21 protein-coding genes and 1 pseudogene are annotated in these 18,067 nt (G+C 33.6%); 15 read left to right on the top strand and 7 right to left on the bottom strand.

Annotated elements, in window-relative coordinates; translation table 11 throughout:
* Positions 1–139: 139 nt before the first annotated feature.
* The 6 genes from RR554_RS10205 (at position 140) to RR554_RS10180 (ending at position 4,300) form a co-directional block, all read left to right on the top strand.
* Positions 140–592 (top strand): MarR family winged helix-turn-helix transcriptional regulator, encoded by a 453-nt coding sequence (locus RR554_RS10205; RefSeq protein ID WP_332464152.1) that lies wholly within the window; start codon positions 140–142, stop codon positions 590–592.
* 2 nt (positions 593–594) lie between these two features.
* The gene (locus RR554_RS10200; RefSeq protein ID WP_332464153.1) at positions 595–1,563 is read left to right on the top strand and encodes a ring-cleaving dioxygenase; all 969 of its coding nucleotides are present in this window, start codon (positions 595–597) and stop codon (positions 1,561–1,563) included.
* Positions 1,564–1,565: 2 nt separating this feature from the next.
* Positions 1,566–2,483, top strand: coding sequence for a VOC family protein (locus RR554_RS10195; protein ID WP_332467949.1), 918 nt, complete (start codon positions 1,566–1,568; stop codon positions 2,481–2,483).
* Positions 2,470–3,078, top strand: coding sequence for a flavin reductase family protein (locus tag RR554_RS10190; RefSeq protein WP_332464155.1), 609 nt, complete (start codon positions 2,470–2,472; stop codon positions 3,076–3,078). The genes RR554_RS10195 and RR554_RS10190 overlap by 14 nt, the downstream gene beginning before the upstream one ends.
* A 14-nt stretch (positions 3,079–3,092) precedes the next feature.
* On the top strand, positions 3,093–3,695 hold the full coding sequence (locus RR554_RS10185; protein ID WP_332467948.1) for an alpha/beta hydrolase: 603 nt from the start codon (positions 3,093–3,095) through the stop codon (positions 3,693–3,695).
* A gap of 86 nt (positions 3,696–3,781) precedes the next feature.
* Positions 3,782–4,300, top strand: a complete 519-nt coding sequence (locus RR554_RS10180; RefSeq protein ID WP_332467946.1) for a dihydrofolate reductase family protein — start codon at positions 3,782–3,784, stop codon at positions 4,298–4,300.
* A 27-nt stretch (positions 4,301–4,327) separates the two neighbouring features.
* Here the strand turns inward: RR554_RS10180 and RR554_RS10175 are convergent, their stop codons facing one another.
* From RR554_RS10175 to RR554_RS12140, 5 genes and pseudogenes are all read right to left on the bottom strand, one after another.
* Entirely contained in the window at positions 4,328–5,794 is a 1,467-nt protein-coding gene (locus RR554_RS10175; protein ID WP_332467945.1) for a sensor histidine kinase, read from the bottom strand.
* Complete coding sequence (locus tag RR554_RS10170) at positions 5,791–6,477, bottom strand: response regulator transcription factor (protein ID WP_332467944.1); 687 nt, start codon at positions 6,475–6,477, stop codon at positions 5,791–5,793. The genes RR554_RS10175 and RR554_RS10170 overlap by 4 nt, the downstream gene beginning before the upstream one ends.
* A 46-nt stretch (positions 6,478–6,523) precedes the next feature.
* Positions 6,524–7,294, bottom strand: coding sequence for an ABC transporter permease (locus RR554_RS10165; protein WP_332464160.1), 771 nt, complete (start codon positions 7,292–7,294; stop codon positions 6,524–6,526).
* 13 nt (positions 7,295–7,307) lie between these two features.
* Entirely contained in the window at positions 7,308–7,598 is a 291-nt protein-coding gene (locus RR554_RS12145; protein WP_443081336.1) for a hypothetical protein, read from the bottom strand.
* Positions 7,587–8,011: pseudogene (locus tag RR554_RS12140) on the bottom strand (ATP-binding cassette domain-containing protein); the annotation flags it as partial. The gene RR554_RS12145 and the pseudogene RR554_RS12140, both read right to left, overlap by 12 nt.
* Before the next feature lie 112 nt (positions 8,012–8,123).
* Here RR554_RS12140 and RR554_RS10150 point away from each other — a divergent pair.
* From RR554_RS10150 to RR554_RS10135, 4 genes are all read left to right on the top strand, one after another.
* Entirely contained in the window at positions 8,124–8,585 is a 462-nt protein-coding gene (locus tag RR554_RS10150) for a LytR/AlgR family response regulator transcription factor (RefSeq protein WP_332467942.1), read from the top strand.
* 89 nt (positions 8,586–8,674) lie between these two features.
* A complete protein-coding gene (locus RR554_RS10145) occupies positions 8,675–9,049 on the top strand; it encodes a DUF3021 family protein (protein WP_332464164.1) in 375 nt (124 codons plus the stop codon).
* 42 nt (positions 9,050–9,091) lie between these two features.
* Entirely contained in the window at positions 9,092–9,574 is a 483-nt protein-coding gene (locus tag RR554_RS10140; protein WP_332464165.1) for a hypothetical protein, read from the top strand.
* A 66-nt stretch (positions 9,575–9,640) separates the two neighbouring features.
* Positions 9,641–9,985 carry an ArsR/SmtB family transcription factor gene (locus RR554_RS10135; protein ID WP_332464166.1) on the top strand — a complete coding sequence of 115 codons (345 nt, stop codon included), beginning with the start codon at positions 9,641–9,643 and terminating at the stop codon, positions 9,983–9,985.
* 50 nt (positions 9,986–10,035) lie between these two features.
* On the opposite strand, the gene RR554_RS10130 is transcribed toward RR554_RS10135, so the two are convergent.
* On the bottom strand, positions 10,036–11,046 hold the full coding sequence (locus tag RR554_RS10130) for an NADP-dependent oxidoreductase (protein WP_332464167.1): 1,011 nt from the start codon (positions 11,044–11,046) through the stop codon (positions 10,036–10,038).
* A gap of 178 nt (positions 11,047–11,224) precedes the next feature.
* Between RR554_RS10130 and RR554_RS10125 the strand changes: the two genes are divergently transcribed.
* The 4 genes from RR554_RS10125 (at position 11,225) to RR554_RS10110 (ending at position 15,331) form a co-directional block, all read left to right on the top strand.
* Positions 11,225–11,818, top strand: coding sequence for a TetR/AcrR family transcriptional regulator (locus RR554_RS10125; RefSeq protein ID WP_332464168.1), 594 nt, complete (start codon positions 11,225–11,227; stop codon positions 11,816–11,818).
* Positions 11,819–11,828: 10 nt separating this feature from the next.
* Entirely contained in the window at positions 11,829–12,506 is a 678-nt protein-coding gene (locus RR554_RS10120; RefSeq protein WP_332464169.1) for a hypothetical protein, read from the top strand.
* Positions 12,507–12,619: 113 nt separating this feature from the next.
* Complete coding sequence (locus tag RR554_RS10115; protein ID WP_332464170.1) at positions 12,620–13,516, top strand: CPBP family intramembrane glutamic endopeptidase; 897 nt, start codon at positions 12,620–12,622, stop codon at positions 13,514–13,516.
* A 24-nt stretch (positions 13,517–13,540) separates the two neighbouring features.
* Entirely contained in the window at positions 13,541–15,331 is a 1,791-nt protein-coding gene (locus tag RR554_RS10110; RefSeq protein ID WP_332464171.1) for a glycerophosphodiester phosphodiesterase, read from the top strand.
* 37 nt (positions 15,332–15,368) lie between these two features.
* Here RR554_RS10110 and RR554_RS10105 read toward each other — a convergent pair whose 3' ends face one another.
* Positions 15,369–16,925 carry a ClC family H(+)/Cl(-) exchange transporter gene (locus RR554_RS10105; protein WP_332467941.1) on the bottom strand — a complete coding sequence of 519 codons (1,557 nt, stop codon included), beginning with the start codon at positions 16,923–16,925 and terminating at the stop codon, positions 15,369–15,371.
* 177 nt (positions 16,926–17,102) lie between these two features.
* Between RR554_RS10105 and RR554_RS10100 the strand changes: the two genes are divergently transcribed.
* A partial coding sequence (locus RR554_RS10100) for a tRNA dihydrouridine synthase (RefSeq protein ID WP_332467940.1) occupies positions 17,103–18,067 on the top strand: 965 nt, incomplete at its 3' end.

Genomic DNA, 18,067 nt, shown 5'->3' with positions numbered 1-18,067 from the left:
AAATAAGGCTCTGAAATATACTCAAGTCTTTATAGTTTACTTTTAGTAAGTAACTCGTTATACTAAACTCAATTCAATCAAGAGTTTATTTTTTTAAACTATTATCTCGAATTCGAGATAATTTTAAGGAGGAGCTAATATGAATCGTCAAGATATAGCATTAGGTACGTTTGTTAGCTTAATGCGTGGTAGTAATAAATTTGAAAAGATTGTTAAAGATGATGTGTCTTTTTACCAATTAAATATCACTGAGTTTTCTGTTTTAGAGTTACTGTTCCACAAAGGAAAACAAACAACGCAAACGATTAAAGAAAAAATATTAATCGCAAGTAGTAGTACGACTTATGTGATTGATCAACTTGAGAATAAAGGGTACGTCGAAAGACAGGTTTCTGAAAAAGATAAGCGTGTGACCTATGTTCAAATTTCTGAAAAAGGAAAGACATTAATGGAAGATATTTTTCCACAACATGCTGAGACGATTGAAAATTGTTTTTCAAATTTAGAAGCAAATGAGTTAGAGCAACTGCTAAAATTACTCGCCAAAATGAATCGGCAATTAGATAAACAACCAAAGAAAAGAGGAATTTAATCATGAGAGAACAAGATAAACCATTAGGAATTCACCATGTAACAGCCATGACAAGTGATGTAAAAAAGAATTATGACTTCTTTACGGAAGTTTTAGGTATGCGTTTAGTGAAAAAAACAGTGAATCAAGATGATATTTATACGTATCATACTTATTACGCAGATGATCATGGGACACCAGGAACTACGATGACGTTTTTTGATTTTCCCAATAATCCTAAGGGCGCTAAAGGGACAAACACAATAAGTCGCTCAGGATTTAGAGTACCAAGTGATGCGGCAATTGAGTATTATAAGCAGCGTTTTGAAATGCTTAATGTAACTCATGAAGAAATCAAAGAAGAATTTGGGCGAAAAGTCTTGTCGTTTTGGGACGAAGATGAGCAAGCCTATCAGTTAATTTCAGATGAAAAAAATGTTGGTGTCACAGCAGGAATCCCATGGAAAAATGGACCAGTACCTGAAGAGTTTGCCATCTATGGTTTGGGAACTGTTGAAATCACCATTAGCTACATGGAACAATTTAACCATTTAATGACCAATTTATTTACCTTTAAAGAAATTGCTAGAGAAGGAAATCGTCATTTGTTAGAAGTGGGTGAAGGTGGAAATGGTGCTCAGATTATTTTAGTGGAGAATGAAGAAGATAAAGATGCGGTACAAGGTTACGGTGAGGTTCATCATCTGGCTTTTCGTTTGAAAGACAGAGAGTCATTAAAGGTGTGGCAAGAGTTATTTGATCAATTAGGATTACCTAATTCAGGCTATGTTGATCGTTATTATTTTGAATCATTGTATGTTCGTTTGGGACATATTTTAGTTGAGCTTGCGACTGATGAACCGGGTTTTATGGAAGATGAACCTTATGAAACATTAGGAGAGTCGTTGTCACTTGCACCGTTTTTAGAAAGTAAAAGAGAGTACATTGAAGGTGTCATTAAACCATTTGATACCAAGAGAGGAAGTCATTAGTTATGGAAGCTATTAAAAGAATACATCATATTTCAGCCATTGTGGGTGATCCAAGAGAAAGTATAGATTTTTATGAAGGTGTGTTAAGGCTACGTTTAGTGAAACAAACGGTCAACTTTGATGACCCAGAAACATACCATCTTTACTTTGGTAATGAGACAGCAACACCAGGAACATTGATAACTTTCTTTCCATGGTCTACGGCTAGTCGCGGTCGAGTTGGTAGTGGCCAAGTGGGACGAATTGCTTTTCGAGTACCTAAAGGAAGCTTAGCTTATTGGAATGAACGGTTAACTTCTTTTGATATTGACTTTATGGTCACTAGATTATTTTTAAAACCAACGATTGAATTTGAAGATCCGCATGGCTTAGCGATTGCCTTAGTTGAAGGAGAGGAAGAAACTAGTGACACACAAATTATCGGTTTCCATGGAACGGCCCTTTTATCAAGTTCACCTAAGCAAACTGTTAAAACATTAGTGGATGATTTAGGGTTACATGTGTTGAGTGAAACAGAAGAGATGTATCATTTGGAAACGATTGGTGTCGAAAAACATCATATTATTGTACCAAAAGAAAGACTAGCAAGAGGTCGATTTGGAGTCGGAACTGTGCATCATATTGCCTGGTCTGTGCCAGATAACGAAAGCCATCGTCAGTGGCAAGATTATCTTTATGAAGAAAAGTATAATGTGACTGAAATAAAAGATCGACAATATTTTAAAGCGATTTATTTTATTGAAAAAGGAAATGTTGTTTTTGAAATCGCAACAGATGGGCCAGGATTTACGATTAATGAATCTATGGAACACTTAGGAGAAACATTAATGTTACCACCGCAATTTGAAACGATGCGAGAAAAATTGGAACAAGATTTGCCTTCCTTAGGAGAGCGAGGAATAGCTCATGGTGTCGATTAAACCTGAAGAGATGAGCGAGCGAGACAATTATAAATTTTTAATAGGATCAATTATTCCAAGGCCAATTGCTATTGTGAGTACTTTATCTGAAACAGGCGTTGTAAATATTGCACCTTTTAGTTATTTCAATATCGTAACGTCAAATCCACCAATTGTTTCGGTGTCTATTCAACGAAAATCGGGTGAAATGAAAGACACAACGCGCCATTTATTAAGTCAAAAAGAAGGTGTTATTCATATTGCTGATGAAACTCATCTTATTGATGTGAATCAAACAGCAGCTAATTTAGCTGAAAATGAAAGTGAACTATTAAGAACACAGTTTACTTTAGGGAAAGCCGATGAAGTAAAAGTACCTATTATTAATGAGCTAAAGATAAAGATGGAAGTTGAACTATTTGAGCATATTCCAATAACTGATGATAAACTAGTCAATGCAGATTTGTTACTAATGAAGGTGAAAAAGTACCATATTGAAGATGAATTATATAACGAAGGTCGAATTAATCCAGATTTGCTTAAGCCAGTGAGTCGTTTGGCTGGTAATGACTATGCAACACTGGGCGAGAAAATAACAATTCAAAGACCAGATTAAAGGAGGCGTAATAAATGAAACATGTGATAGAACAAGGCAAAAATAATCATCCAGTGTTTGTTTTACTTCATGGAACAGGTGGTGATGAGACTTCTTTATTAGAAGTTGGACGTTTATTAGATGAAGAAGCAACGATGATTGGTATTCGTGGAAATGTGTTAGAAAATGGCTATCCTCGTTATTTTAAACGTCTAAGTGATGGTGTTTTCGACTTAGAAAGTTTGGAAACAGAAAGTAAACAATTGCATGAAGCAATTCAAGAGTTGGCTTATGTTAATTCTTTTGATGTAACAAATGTTGTACTCGTTGGTTATTCAAATGGGGCGAATATCGGTATTCGGTTGTTGTTAGATTATCCAGAAATTTATCAAAAAGCGATTCTGTTTCACCCAATGTATCCAGTAGAAGTCAAAGATCGGCAATTACTTAATAAGACACAAGTCTTTGTAACAATGGGTAAATTTGATCAGATGGTATCGATTCAAGAAAGTCAACGTGTATTGTATTTGTTAGAAGAAAGAGAAGCCGATGTCACTGAAATGTGGGGAAATACTCATCAGTTGATGTATGAGGAAATTGAACAGGCTAAACGTTGGTTAGAAAAAACATCTTCTTAAATGAAGGTGTTTTTTGTTATCGTTGGTGATTTTTAGGTAGTCAGGGTATACTAAATATCTCAAAAAAGGTAAAGGACTGATGGATAGTGGCGATTTTCTTTTATGGTTGTATGACGTTAGATGGTTATTTGGCGGATAAAAACAATGAAATTGGGTGGCTTCATGACCTAGGAACAGTGGAAGAAACAACTTATTCAGAATTTTATAATCAGATGGATATATTAATTATGGGTAGAAAAACATTTGATGAGATTAAAGAGATGGCTCATCTTGAAAACTTTTACGGAGCAACTAAAAATTATGTGTTTACTCACCAAAAAGATATTGAGACGGAGCTTTTTGAAACAGTCACAGGAGATGTGGTTGAGTTTATTTCGTCACTTCCTCCTGAAAAAAATGTGTGGATTGTAGGTGGTAACTCATTGATGGCTCCCATACTGGACAATCATTTAATTGATAAAATGTATCTTCAAGTGGCACCTGTTTTACTTGGAGAGGGAGTTTCTTTGTTTACTCAAAAAAAAGGCAAGCAAGTTTTTCGATTACTTGAAACACATCAATATGGTCAGTTTGCTGAAATGGTTTTAGAAAAAATAGAAGAGTAAAAAAACACGGCAAATTGTCGTGTTTTTTTACTTATAAGGCAGTGTGACACGAAATGTTTTATCATGAGGTTGGGTTTCAAAGAACTGAATATTCCCTTGGTGTTTTTCGATAATTTTTCGACTAATCGCTAAACCAAGTCCACTCCCATTTGAAGAGGATCGAGAAGAATCTCCGCTGACAAATGGCTTAAACAGTTTGTCTTGGATTTCTTTTGGAATGCTTTCCCCGTTATCTTGAATGTCAAAAACAATATGCTCATCAGTAATTGCCATTTTGATTTGGATATCAGTAAAAGGAGGGTTATGTCGAATGCTATTATTAATTAAATTATCAAAAACTCGACGTAATTCTGTGGCATCTCCGGTTATAAAAATAGGTGAATCTGGTAGTGTTAAATGAACTGTTATCTGTTTGTTTTCTGCTAAATCTAAGTGTTCAAGAAGTGATTCTCGAACCATTTCCGATAAGTCAATAGGTTGCAAGTGAAGCTCATAATCGACACTTTCTAATTTAGAAAAAATTAAAAGACGGTTGATTAATTCATTCATATGCTCTGTTTTGGAAATAATCGTTGCCATAGAATCAGGCAAGTTTTTCTCAGGTATTAAACCATCAGCTACCGCTTGCGCAGTACCTTTGATAGTGGTAATGGGAGTTCGTAAATCGTGAGCCATATTGGCAAATAAAAGTTGACGTTCTACTTCGTAAAGGACGCGTTCATCTTGTGCGTGAGCCAATTCTTTTCTCATGTGGTTAAAAGAATTCTCTATTTCAATGTATTCGTAATCTGCGTTAAGATAAATTGGTTCTGTATAGTTACCGTTTTTTATTGAGCGAAAGCCATCTATTAGTGTGTTATTTGGGGCAATGATATGTTTTTTTACGGAACTAGAATACCGTTTGACACAAATTACAAAAATAAGAAGTAATAGGCATAAAAAGAGAGGCAACCATTTAAAAGTAGTCAAAAAAGAGCGTGAATTGACATGAGTAAAGTTAAGGTTAATATTTCCTCTTATGTTATTTTCTGGAAATTTAGTTACAGCAGTATAATGCTTATTGTCTTTTCCAGTAAAGGGAGCATAGGTTGCTAGATATGATTTTTGTTCATTTTCTACTTTCAATGTTAGAAAACCAAATCGATAAATTTTTTGATTTATCACTCCTTGAAACGCATCCATTTCAAGAAGTTGCTTTTGTGTGTAAGAGTTATTTTTTTCTAAGACCACTCCTTTTGTGAAAATAACATGATTGTTAGAATCAAGAATTTCAAGCCACCCATCAATATCTTCTAATGTAGTGGTATCAATTGTTTGGTAGTCGGATTGAACGATATTTTTAGCACATATGTTAGTAATAAGTTGCTCATTTCTGAAAAAAAACAGTTGAGCTAACAGAGTAATCAAGGCATATGAAAATAAAAGCAATAGAGACGTTGTGATGTATTTTTTGGTTAGAAATTTGCCGATTGTTTGAGGTTTTTTTGCCATCATTTTATCTTATATCCTAAACCTCGAATGGTTTGAATATAAGAGTCCCCCTCTCTTGTGCCGATTTTTTCTCGCAATCGGCTGATATAAACCATGATATTGTTATCATCCACTATGTAAGTGTCTTCCCAAGCAGCCTCATAAATTTGTTTTTTGGTAAAAACGCGTCCAGGTTGACTCATTAAAAGGCGCAAAATTTTAAATTCAATAGAGGTTAATGCAATTAATTCTTGTCGTCTATGTAGAACACATTGATTAAGGTCAAGGGATAATTCATGAAGGGTCAACGTTGAAGGTGATGCTATTTCTTTTGCTCCTAAATCGTAAAATCGGCGCAATTGAGCCTCTACGCGCGCCATCAATTCTAGTGGATCAAAAGGTTTAGTCACATAGTCATCTGCCCCAATACCAAGACCTAATATTTTATCTGCATTAGCATCTTTGGCACTTAAGAAAATGATAGGAATATTTTTTTCAGCACGAATTTTTTTAATTAATTGATAGCCGGTCATTTTTGGCATCATAATATCCAAAATGGCTAAATCAATGGTTTCATGTTGTATTATTTGCCAGGCAGATTCTCCGTTTCTTGCAGTGAATGTACGGTAGTTATCCTTTTCGAGATATAGCGTGACAAAATCTAAAATACCCTGCTCATCATCTGCAATCAATACTGAAAATGTCATAACCCATCACTCCTTAGTTGTTTCTTTTATTATACCTTTAAGGTGACTATTTAATATCGATTCTTTTAAAAAGAAAAGCAGAAAAAGTCATCATAAGAACAAGTAAACTAATAGAAAAAATGAGAGACAGTGCTAAATGATCTATTTTTCCTGATAAAAGTAACTGACTGCTAAGCGATGAAGGTGAATAGTTTAGAAAATCAAATGTATTAGCACTTGTCAGGTAATTAACTACAAATAAACTAAGTAAACTGAAAATAAAAGTTATAACAGGAGATAAAAATTGACCAATTAAAAAAGTGACTCCAACAAATAAAAGATGGTATAAAAGAATCAAGAATAAACTGATGATTAAATGAGATGTGAGGATACTTTTTGAGGCAAATTGTCCATTGCCAAGTTTAGACTCACTAATGAAAAGATAATAACTTAAACCAACTATAAAAGTGAATAAAGAAAAATTGGCAGCAATACAAGTGATTAATGCTAAAAATTTAGCAATAATAACATGGCTTCTTTTATTCACTCGAAGAAGGATGAGTTTGATTTGGCCATTGTTTATTTCACCTGAAAATAAAAAAGCAGAAACTAACAAAATAAGAATCCCCCAAATTCCAAGACCACTAAAAAATGCCCAAAGTGCCGTTATGAAATCAACACAGCTGAATGTTTGTGTTGCACCAGTTAAGGTGATCCCACCTTTTGAAATAGCAAACGACATAACGATGGCAAGAACAGTTGGTAGAAGCAAGATAAGACTATTTTTACGTTTTAATAGTTTGGTTATCTCGACTTTGTAAATAGACCAAGTTTCCATGATGATTCCTCCTTTATTTTATCAATTCGATAAGTTGAGCTTGTTGATTAGCAAGATGCGTATTTTTTTCTGAATAAACAATTAATCCCTGATTTAAAACCAATATATGATCGACTAAGTCACAAACATCTTCCATTTGATGGCTAGAAAATAGAATAGCTGTTTGTTGAGTGGTGCATAATTTACGGAGTAACTCTTTTACTTCCTGAGTGCCAATAGGGTCAAGACCAACAAATGGTTCATCTAAAATTAGCAACTCTGGCTCTGAGATAAGTGACAAAGCAAGAGCTAGTCTTTGTTTCATCCCAAAGGAAAAATGTTTGATTTTTTTCTTAGTAACATTTGTTAAACCAACAAAAGCTAGATTATCTCGGATAAGTTGTTTTCTTTTATTTTTAGGAATTGTGGGAATAAGTCGGATAGCAAGCATCAAATTGTCATAAGCCGTCAAATCCTCAAAAAACGTCACATCGACAAGAGAACCTATCTTGGTTTTGACCTCTGAATGGCTGATTTTTCCCCTTTAAAAGTGATATTCCCTTTATAATCGACAATTAATCCTAAAGCACATTTCATTAAGGTTGTTTTTCCAGCGCCATTCCTGCCAAGTAAACCAACTATTTTACCTGGCTCTAAAGAAAGGTTAATCTTTTTAAGAACAGTGAATTTTCCGTAATTTTTTTGAAGATTTCTAATAGTTAAAAGTGATTCAGTCATGATAACGCCTCCTTTATTTATATCTAAAGCATAAAAAACAATGCTTGCATGGAAACGAGTTTAACCTTAAAATAACCTTACAAATTAAGTTAAGGAAAGAGAGGTGACGACAATGAAAGTTCATTTTCGGTTGATTGATTCAAGTGATAAAGAAAACGTTCTGTTTGAAGTCCATCAGAAAACGCCGTTTATTGAAGAGATGGCAGTTCTTTTAGAAAACTATCAAGAAAAAATGATTTTAGTTAAGGATTATCAAAAAAATCAAGACATTCAATTAAAAGTAACTGATGTTTTCTATATTGAATACATAGAGCGCAAATGCTTTTTCTACACAGTTTCTAAAACGTACGAAAAACGAATAACTTTAAATCGGTTAAAATCCAATTTACCTGGTGAGTTTCTTCAAATTTCTAAAACAATGATTGTGAATGTCTTAAGTGTGGAAGAAATAAAATCTTCTTTATTAAACGGAAATCTATACTGTTTACTAAAAAACAAAGAAGAGCTTATGGTAAGTCGTCATTTCTCTAAAAGTTTTAAACAGGCCATTAATTCGTCAAATCGCCAGAAGTGACAAAAAATCACCCAAAAGTGACAGAAAAAATAGCGTCTTTTTAAAGTATGAGTAGAATAAACATATCGAGATGAGAAAGAGGTGGGAAAATGGAGTTTATAAAACGAAATGCTTTAGGAATTGCGATTGGTAGTGTGATAACATTAGTAGCTAAACTTATTTTTAATGTAGAAATAATCACATCACAAGAAATTGGGTTTAATTTTTATGTAGCAGTGGTGGTAAGCAGTTTGAGCTTTTTGGATCATATTGAGCGTCTTAGTTACTGGCAAATTACACTGTGTCACTTTTTAGGAAGTTATGTCATGATCGCATTTGGTTACTTTTATTTATTTCCATTCACAGTAGCACGTCTTTTAACTTTTACGTTGAATACAGTGGTGACATACATTGTAATTTGGTCTGCTTTTGTCATTAAAAATTATTTTGTTGCAAAGAACTTAGACCGACAATTAAAAAAGTAGCTCTCAAATCGAAATATTTAAGTTAAAAGGGATGTTTATTTGATGAATGCTTTAAGTAATAGTATTGTGACTCTACTTTTGTTTCTTTGGTTTATTCACTTGATATTAAAAACAAAACCAATTAAAGAATCATTTCGAGGTGTGATTATTGTATTGGTGATTGGAGCTTACTTATTAATTGATGGTTGGTCGGTAATTGAGGCTCATGAAAGTGGCTGGTTGGTTATTTTAGTTTCATTGGTGTTAGGGTTTGTTTTTGGGCTTTTACGAGGATGTACAATGAAATTATGGTATAACCAAAATGCACATCAATGGTTGCGCAAGGGATCCTGGCTTAGCGTTGTAGTTTTTATTTTAGGAATGGTTATCACGCACATTATTATTGAATGGTTGACTCATGACTCAAAAGTAGTGCTATCCATCTCTCAAACGCTTCATATGGGAATTTCAATGTTAGGTTCTCGTTCAATTTGGCGATATCGGCTCTCAAAAAAGAATGTTAGTCTGTCTTTAAAGAAAATATAAGGCAATTGACAAAAAACAGCTTCAATGGTTCAATGGTTTAAAAACATGAACGGGTGTGAAAGTTAAATGGATTGCAAACAATTACAGCAAGATTTTTCTGAGGTGAGTGATTTTTTAATCGCTTTAGGAGATGAAAAAAGACAAGCCATTATTATTCGTTTGCTAGAATCAGGTTCTTGTAAAGGTGTACAGGTGAGTGATTTAACAGAGGTAACAGATTTATCACGTCCTGCGGTTTCGCATCATTTAAAAATTTTAAAAGATGCCAATATTGTTAATTATCATAGCGAAGGAACAAAAAATTTCTATTACTTATCTCATGAAATGGAAGAAATAGGTAAAATAAAGAAATTGCTAGATAATGTTACTTATTTATTAGAAAAAGATAAGACAGACACAACCAAAAGTTGATTAATATAACAACTAGAGAAGGACTGACATCACAAGGTGTCAGTCCTTCTTTAGTTTATTTTTAAGATGATTTTCCATTTAGCGTGTCCTGATTGTGAATAGTCAAAAGCTTCTTTAATGTCAGATAGTGGAATAACTCGGTCAATAACAGGTAAGACATCACCAGCTTCAATGAACTCTCTTAGCGTCTCCAGTTGTTGTCCGCTAGGTATCATAAAAAGAAAATGATAGTGTGAGTCTGTCTTTTTTTCAAGTGTAGTAAGTTTTCTAGTAGCAACTGTCAAAGCAATTTTTTTCCAAAGTGGTAGATGATATTCTTTAGCAAATTTCGCATTTGGTAAACCAGAGATACTGACAACTTTTCCACCAGGTTTGATAATGCTAAAAGCTTTTTCTAAAATTTCTCCGCCCTGAGTATCAAAGACGTAATCGTAATCAGATAAGATGTTTTCAAATTGCTCTGTTTTATAATCAATGACTAAATCTGCTCCAAGAGATGAGACAAGTTCAGTATTTTTTTGACTGGTTGTAGTCGCAACAAAGGCACCCATTTTTTTAGCTAATTGAATAGCTATCGTTCCAATGCCACCAGAACCTGCTTGAATTAAAACTTTTTCACCAGGTTTAATTTTCATAACATCATGAAGCGCTTGGTAACTCGTGAGGCCAACAAGTGGGATACTAGCCGCCTCTTCAAAAGTTAGATTGGTCGGCTTAAGAGCAATATCTTCTTGGCTGACGGCTAATTTTTCAGCAAATGTGCCAATCCGATTTTTTTGGACACGCCCATAAACAGCGTCACCAATTGAAAATCGAGTGACTGAAGCACCTACTTCTATAATAATTCCTGAAAAATCACTGCCTAGTATAAGTGGCATGTCATAAGTAAGTAATATCTTTAATCCGCCGTCTTTTGTTTTTAAGTCAATAGGATTAATACTTGCGGCTATTACACTTACTAAAACATCTTTGGGGCCAATTTTAGGGAGTGGGACATCAGTTATTTTCGGAAAATCTTGTTTATAGTGTGTTATTTGTGCTGCTTTCATCGTTTCAGACATCATATTATCCTCCAATTATGGTTTAAAAATATAAACCATTCAGTAAACACATTTTACTCTTATGGTTTAAAAAAAATCAACCATTAAGTATTAATCAAAGAACTTGACGAAAGTTATTTTTTTTATTAATATTATGAATATATTCATGAATGTATTCATAAATAGAGAGGTGAACGTAATGGGTGTTAGAGAAGATAAAAAAAGAAAGTTGCAAGAAAAAATAATAACAGCAGCAAGAGAGCTATTCTTAGAAAAAGAGTTTGATCAAGTGACGATGAACCAAATTGCAAAACGTGCAGATGTCGGCTTAGGGACAGCCTATAATTACTATGCCTCAAAAGAAGAGTTGTATTTAGTCGCAGGAGGGACGGCTTTTGTGTTTGGTGAAAACTTCGAAAAGGAACTGAGAAGCCAGACGATCGACCAATTAATAGATGCCATTATGACTGAGTTGAAAAGTTTAGCTAAAATTGAAAAGGAATCTTGGCGTACATCTTTATCCTCTTTAACGAAAGCAGCAGAAAAAAAACCAACTCTATTTTTAGAACTTGTTGCTATTGATCATTTATTTATAAGCAAACTAAAACAAACGATAGAAGAGTTGCAAAACCAACAAGAAATTAATTCAGCAGTAGATAGTGTTGTTTTACTGGAATTAATTTACAGTGCTATGTTTACGAGTTTTTTATTTTTTATTTACAATGATCAAATGACTTTTGATTCTTTAGAAAAAGAAATAAGAGCTAAGTTGAATCAATTATTAAAGAAATGAGTGATGACAAATGAATCAAAAGCATATCCAAACCGAAAAGAAAGTGATTACCCTTTTCACATTAATTGCCATGCTAGTTGAAGGAGGATTACTATTCTTTAGAGGAACAAGTAGTTTAGAGCGTTCTTTATTTTTTGTAGCATTATTTATTTATCAGCTTCGATTTATGTATTTAATTTGGTTTTTAAAACCAACTAGATTAACGTTTCAAGCATCTAGCAGTCAAAAAAAACCACTGTTAATGGATTATACGTTGAACTCTTTATTTTTTGTTATTTTCCCCTTAGGCTACACGTACCTTCATGAGACATTTTATTTAAAATGGAATCTAGGAACAACAACACAAGTGATAATATTTATTCTTTATCTTTTAGGGACAGCGATTACGATGGTTTCAGAGTACCAAAGAAAGCAAATTAAAAAACATGATCCACAAGCTAATTACCGGTTACATGGGCTATTTAAATATGCTATTTGTATTAACTATTTTGGTGAAATACTAGCACTACCCAGTTTATTTTATTTAAGTAGTGGCTCCATTATTATTTTTGCAGTAATTATGATTCAACAAGTTCTTGATTTTTCTTTTGTTCAAATACCAAAGCAAGTAACATATATTAAAGAAAATTATCCAGATGAAGCAGAAAAAATATTAGCTCAAAAAAAATTAATTCCTTTTATATTTTAAGAAAAAGTGTGAGAAGCTTATCAAAAGCAACTTACACTTTTTTTTCGTATTGGGTTGCTAGTAGTACTTAGACTAATATATAGTTAATACTATAAAATTAAAGGAGTAATTTGATGAAATTAACACAAAGCATGGAAATAACCAAAAAAGAGTTAGGAGAAAAATCACCTTGGAGTACCTTGGGAATAAGTCTGGTTTTATTTTTATTTGTCCCAATTATGGCACCTCTTATTTTGTTTCCGATAGTCTCAAGTTTTGATCCCTCACTTACTTTTATGGATTTATTTGAAAAAGAACCTTTTAGAACAAATGTTAACTTATTTAGTTTTCCATTCGTGTTACTTGTTTTTCTGCTAATCCATAAAATTAAGTATAAGAAATCTTTTGAATCTTTGGGATTTGTTGCAAAAGACAAGTGGAAAAAATATGGCACTGGTTTACTGTTGGGATTTGGTGGACTGCTAGTTGTTTATGGCATAAATTTTTTATTTGGTTCGGTGACAGTTCACACGAGTGCTAATTTTAATTTATTAGCATTTCTTTTAATTTTAGTGGGATTTTTAATTCAAGGAATGACGGAAGAAGTTCTAATGCGATCCTTTATTATGAATGCTTTTAGTAGTAAAAAAGGTGTTGTTTGGGGAATACTAGTGAATTCATTGTTCTTTTCAGTTTTTCATTTAATGAATCCTGGAGTAACGGTGTTATCAATAGTTAATATTTTTATTTTTGGTCTCATTTTTTCATTGTTGTTTTATTGGAGTGATAACATTTGGTTAACAGGAGCGGCTCATAGTGCTTGGAATTTTACAATGGGTCCTATTATGGGAATCCAGGTGAGTGGTCAAACGTTTCAAAGTACGTTGTTTGAAACAGCGTCTATATCAAGTAAACATTTGATAAATGGCGGTGCGTTTGGTTTAGAAGGTGGTCTTGTAACAACTGTTTGTGGGATAGTTTTATGTCTTGTTTTATGGAAATTATGTCAAAAGAAAGGTCTCATTGATTAATTAAAAGAGTTGGAGGGAGCCAGAATGCCAATGTTTCAGCTATTTAAAAAAATTACCAAAGAATTTTTTAGTCATTGTTTTAGTTATCTAATGCTATTTTTTAGTATGAATATTATGTTGTTTATTGCCGTTACGGTGTTCGATTTTTTAGCTTCAACTATCTTAAAATTTCAAAATATTCCGTATTTATCCTACACCAATTTGCTTGTTTTAGTTCAAAAACCAGTAGCAACTATTTTACTGTTACTACTCTTTATGATGTTAATTGTCATGGTATTTTTTCAGTTTTCTTACTCGTTATTAGGTATTCGGCAAATTTATCAACGACGTTTTAATTTGGCTCACTTAATAAAGGAAAGTTGGTTGTCAGTTAAGGGGCAGCGACTATCCTCATATGTTTTTTTCCTGTTTTACTTTATTTTGATTCTTCCTGTTGCTCAAGAAGTCTTTAATACACAGCTATTAAATAAAGTAGTGATCCCTGCTTTTATCATGGACTTTTTGGCTAACAATTTATGGTATGCGTTAATAGTGGCTTTCTTAGGGTTGCTGATTGGTTATATTGCTATTCGGTGGATTTTTATTTTACCATTGATGGTTTTAGGTGATATGTCATCAAAAGAAGCAATGAGAAAGAGCCTAGCAATCACTAAAAAGAGGTTTTGGCATTTTTCGTGGCGGATTTTTATTTTTACGATGCTAAGTATGGGAATAAAATATATCATTTTTGTTCTGATATATATGTTTCAAGTTTGGCTAGATACCAAAGTAAACCCGTATCCTTTAATTGGTGGTGTTATCAATTTATCATTGGTTCAAATTATTGATGCACTCGGTGGCGCTTGGACTTCAGTTCTTTTGATGTATCTCTTATTAAGAGAACCTGAAATTTTACCTTTAACTAAAAGAGAAGTGATATTTAAACCTTCTACTCGGTGGTTAAATCGTATCAACGGAATTGTCGTTATTGTGACGTGTATAACTATTTTAGTATTTAATGTCTTCTTTTTAAATGGTTTGATTCAAAGAACACCCAAAACGGTGTCTCATCGCGGCGTGGATAGTTTGGAGCATCCTAATGGGGTCCAAAACACCATTCCAGCACTTAAAAAAACTATGAAACTAAAACCAGATTATGTTGAGATGGATATTCAAGAAACAAAAGATGGGGAATTTGTGATGATGCATGATCCTAATCTTGCTGCTTTAACAGGTGTCAATGAAGTGCCACAGAAGATGACATTAAAAGAAATAACGGCTTTAACAGCTAGAGAAAATGGAATGGAAGCCGAAATACCAAGTTTTGATGACTATCTGGAGGCAGCTAATCAAGGTGGTCAGAAGCTTTTAATTGAGATTAAAACATCTAAATTTGATTCACCTGACTTAATGGTAAATTTTATTGAAAAGTATGAAAAAATAATTATTGCAAATCATCACAGTGTTCAATCCTTGGACTATAATGTGGTTGATACATTGAAGGAAAAAGCACCTAAAATCCCAGTATCTTATATTCTACCGTATAACTTTGTCTTCCCTAACACAGAAGCGAATGCTTATACAATGGAAGCTACGACTTTAAATGACAGCTTTGTCACGAAAGCTCATACAAGTAAACGACAAGTTTTTGCTTGGACAGTGAATGAGACAGATGTCATGTCTAAAGTAATGTTCATGGATGTGGATGGTATTATTACAGATGAATTGTCAGTATTAAACGATGAAATTGAGAACTTCCAAAAATCACCAAGTTATGCAGATCGAATAATGTATTATATTTCAGTTATCCCTAGTAGCAATGAGATATCTCATTAATAATAAAAAACCGTCTCGTGTTGTTGAGACGGTTTTTTTATTTGTTGCTTGTAGATGGATAGCTTTCTTCAGCAAGTACATCTTTAATATATTGTGTCATTCCTTCATCTGTTAAAATAATCAAGGTATCCCCTGCATGAATGAGCGTGTCACCATGAGTTAATATTTCTGATTCACCACGTCTGATGGATGTCAGCAACATGTCTTTTGGCCAATTAATATCACGTACTTGCTGATCATCAAAAGTGCTTTCAACTAATACAGGGAACTCAATAATTGTTTTCTTTCCTTTGATATCGATGTCCTCAGTATGAACTAATTTTTCTAATAGCGCCTCATAAATTGGCTTTCCATTGAAAAAATCGATGACAACATAGCTAATCAAAACAACAACACCAATTGCCATCAAATGAGAAAAACTTCCGACCATTTCAGTAATTAGAACCATAGCAGTTAAAGGTGCTTTACTAATAGCTGCAAAATAACCAGCCATGGCTAAAATTAAAAAATTCTTTATGTAGATATCGTCTAATCCAGTACTTTGGGTTAAAATAACGCCAAAGAAAACACCAATAATAGCACCCAAACTTAAAATAGGTAGGAAAATACCACCAGGTAATCCAGAACCATAAGATATCATTGAAAAAATAAAGCGAAATAAAAATAGAATAAACAAAGAGGTAGCGCTAAAAGAAATAGTATTCAAATCTAAAATAATATCATGTCCGCCACCTAAAAATTGTGGTAAAAATAACCCAATTGGAATGACTAATATAAGTGGTACAATACCGTATAAATAAGAAGGTAGAATTGTTAGCTTACTATACCATTGCCCCATATGTAAGAGTACTTTTTGATACATAAGAGCTAGTAGACCAACTAAAATACCGAGTAAAGGAAGCGTCCAATAGTAATGAAGAGGAAGAGCTTTTATCGCTCCGATATAAAGAACGGGTTTTAGTCCAAAAAAATGAAGAGACACAAAATTACTAGCTAAAGTAGCTGAAAAGGCTGTTAGAAGAACTAATGGTGAAAAGGAGTGATGTACTTCTTCCAACGTAAATAATAGACCTGCAATTGGAGCATTAAATGCAGCAGAAAGACCGGCACTAGCCCCACTGGATATCAAAATTTTTGTTTCTGCTTTGGTTGCTTTGAATTTTTCACTAATACCTTGTCCAACAACGGCTCCTAACTGAATGGAAGGACCTTCTCTACCAAGAAATAGCCCCATACTCAGGGCAAGCACGCCACCAATAAATTTTTTCCAAAGAACAGACAACCAGTTAATGGTAATTTGTCCTCTTAGTTGACCTTCAACTTGTGGAATCCCACTGCCCTTAATATTTGGATCACTTTGAATTAGTTTTCCGATAAAGTAGGCAACTAGTAAGCTAAATATTACCCAAGGAAGTAGTAAGAAGAGATGCCCTGAAAGGTAATGATACCATTCAAAAACTGTGTGACTAAAAAAGCTGATACTTAATCGAAATAAACTAACAACAAATCCAGCGACAACGCCAATTAACAATCCTTTTCCAATAAAACTAATTTTTGTTCCATCTAAACGTTTGATTTCGTAGACGTTTTTCATGATTAATTCCTCCAAAATAGGGCACTAACTTTTTGGATAGTCCCCGTTATCATGTTACTATACTTTTTGAGAGATTAAAAATGAAGAAGTCAAAAAAGAATTGACTTTTTTGATTCTTCTGTCATTTCTTAGTATAATAAGCATACTTTTTGATAATACGAGAACGGAGATAGATAAATGACAACCAATTTTTGGGAAGAGTTACCAAAACCTTTTTTTATTCTAGCACCGATGGAAGATGTCACAGATGTTGTATTTCGTCATGTTGTAAAAACCGCAGGCGCACCAGATGTATTTTTTACAGAATTTACTAATTCAGATAGTTTCTGTCATCCAGAAGGTAAGGATAGTGTTCGTGGTCGTTTAGCATTTACAGAAGATGAACAACCTATTGTTGCCCATATTTGGGGAGATAATCCAGAATTTTTCCGTCAAATGAGCATTGAAATGGCTGAGATGGGATTTAAGGGAATTGATATTAATATGGGATGTCCTGTTCCGAATGTGGCTGACCGTGGTAAAGGTAGTGGGTTAATTCAACGCCCTGAAGTTGCCGCGGAATTAATTGCAGCAGCTAAAGCAGGTGGTATACCAGTTAGTGTGAAGACGCGACTTGGCTTTAAGGAGTTATCAGAGATGGAGAGTTGGATAACCCATCTTTTAAAACAAGATATCGCTAACTTATCCATTCATTTGAGAACAAGGGAAGAGATGAGTAAAGTTGACGCTCATTTTGATATGATTCCACAAATTATGGCTATCCGTGATAAAGTTGCACCTCAAACTTTGATTACGATTAATGGCGATATTTTGGACCGAGAAATGGGGCTGAAGTTAGCTAATGAGTATGGGGTAGATGGTATTATGATTGGTCGTGGTATTTTCAAAAATCCATATGCTTTTGAAAAGGAAATGAGAAAACACAGCCCGCAAGAGCTATTAGATTTACTAGAATTACAGATAAATTTACAAGATAAATATAGTGAATTAGTTCCCAGATCAATTGTTGGACTACATCGTTTCTTTAAAATTTATGTTAAGGGATTTCCTGGAGCAAGCGATCTACGTGTAAGGTTAATGGAAACAAAATCAACAGAAGAAGTACGTGAATTGCTCGGTGCATATTATCGAGGTGAATTAAA

The sequence above is a fragment of the Vagococcus sp. genome (assembly GCF_036639995.1).
Taxonomy (GTDB): Bacteria; Bacillota; Bacilli; order Lactobacillales; family Vagococcaceae; genus Vagococcus.
The sequence above is the reverse complement of the archived record's forward strand: the minus strand, read 5'-3'. Positions and strand labels throughout refer to the sequence as shown.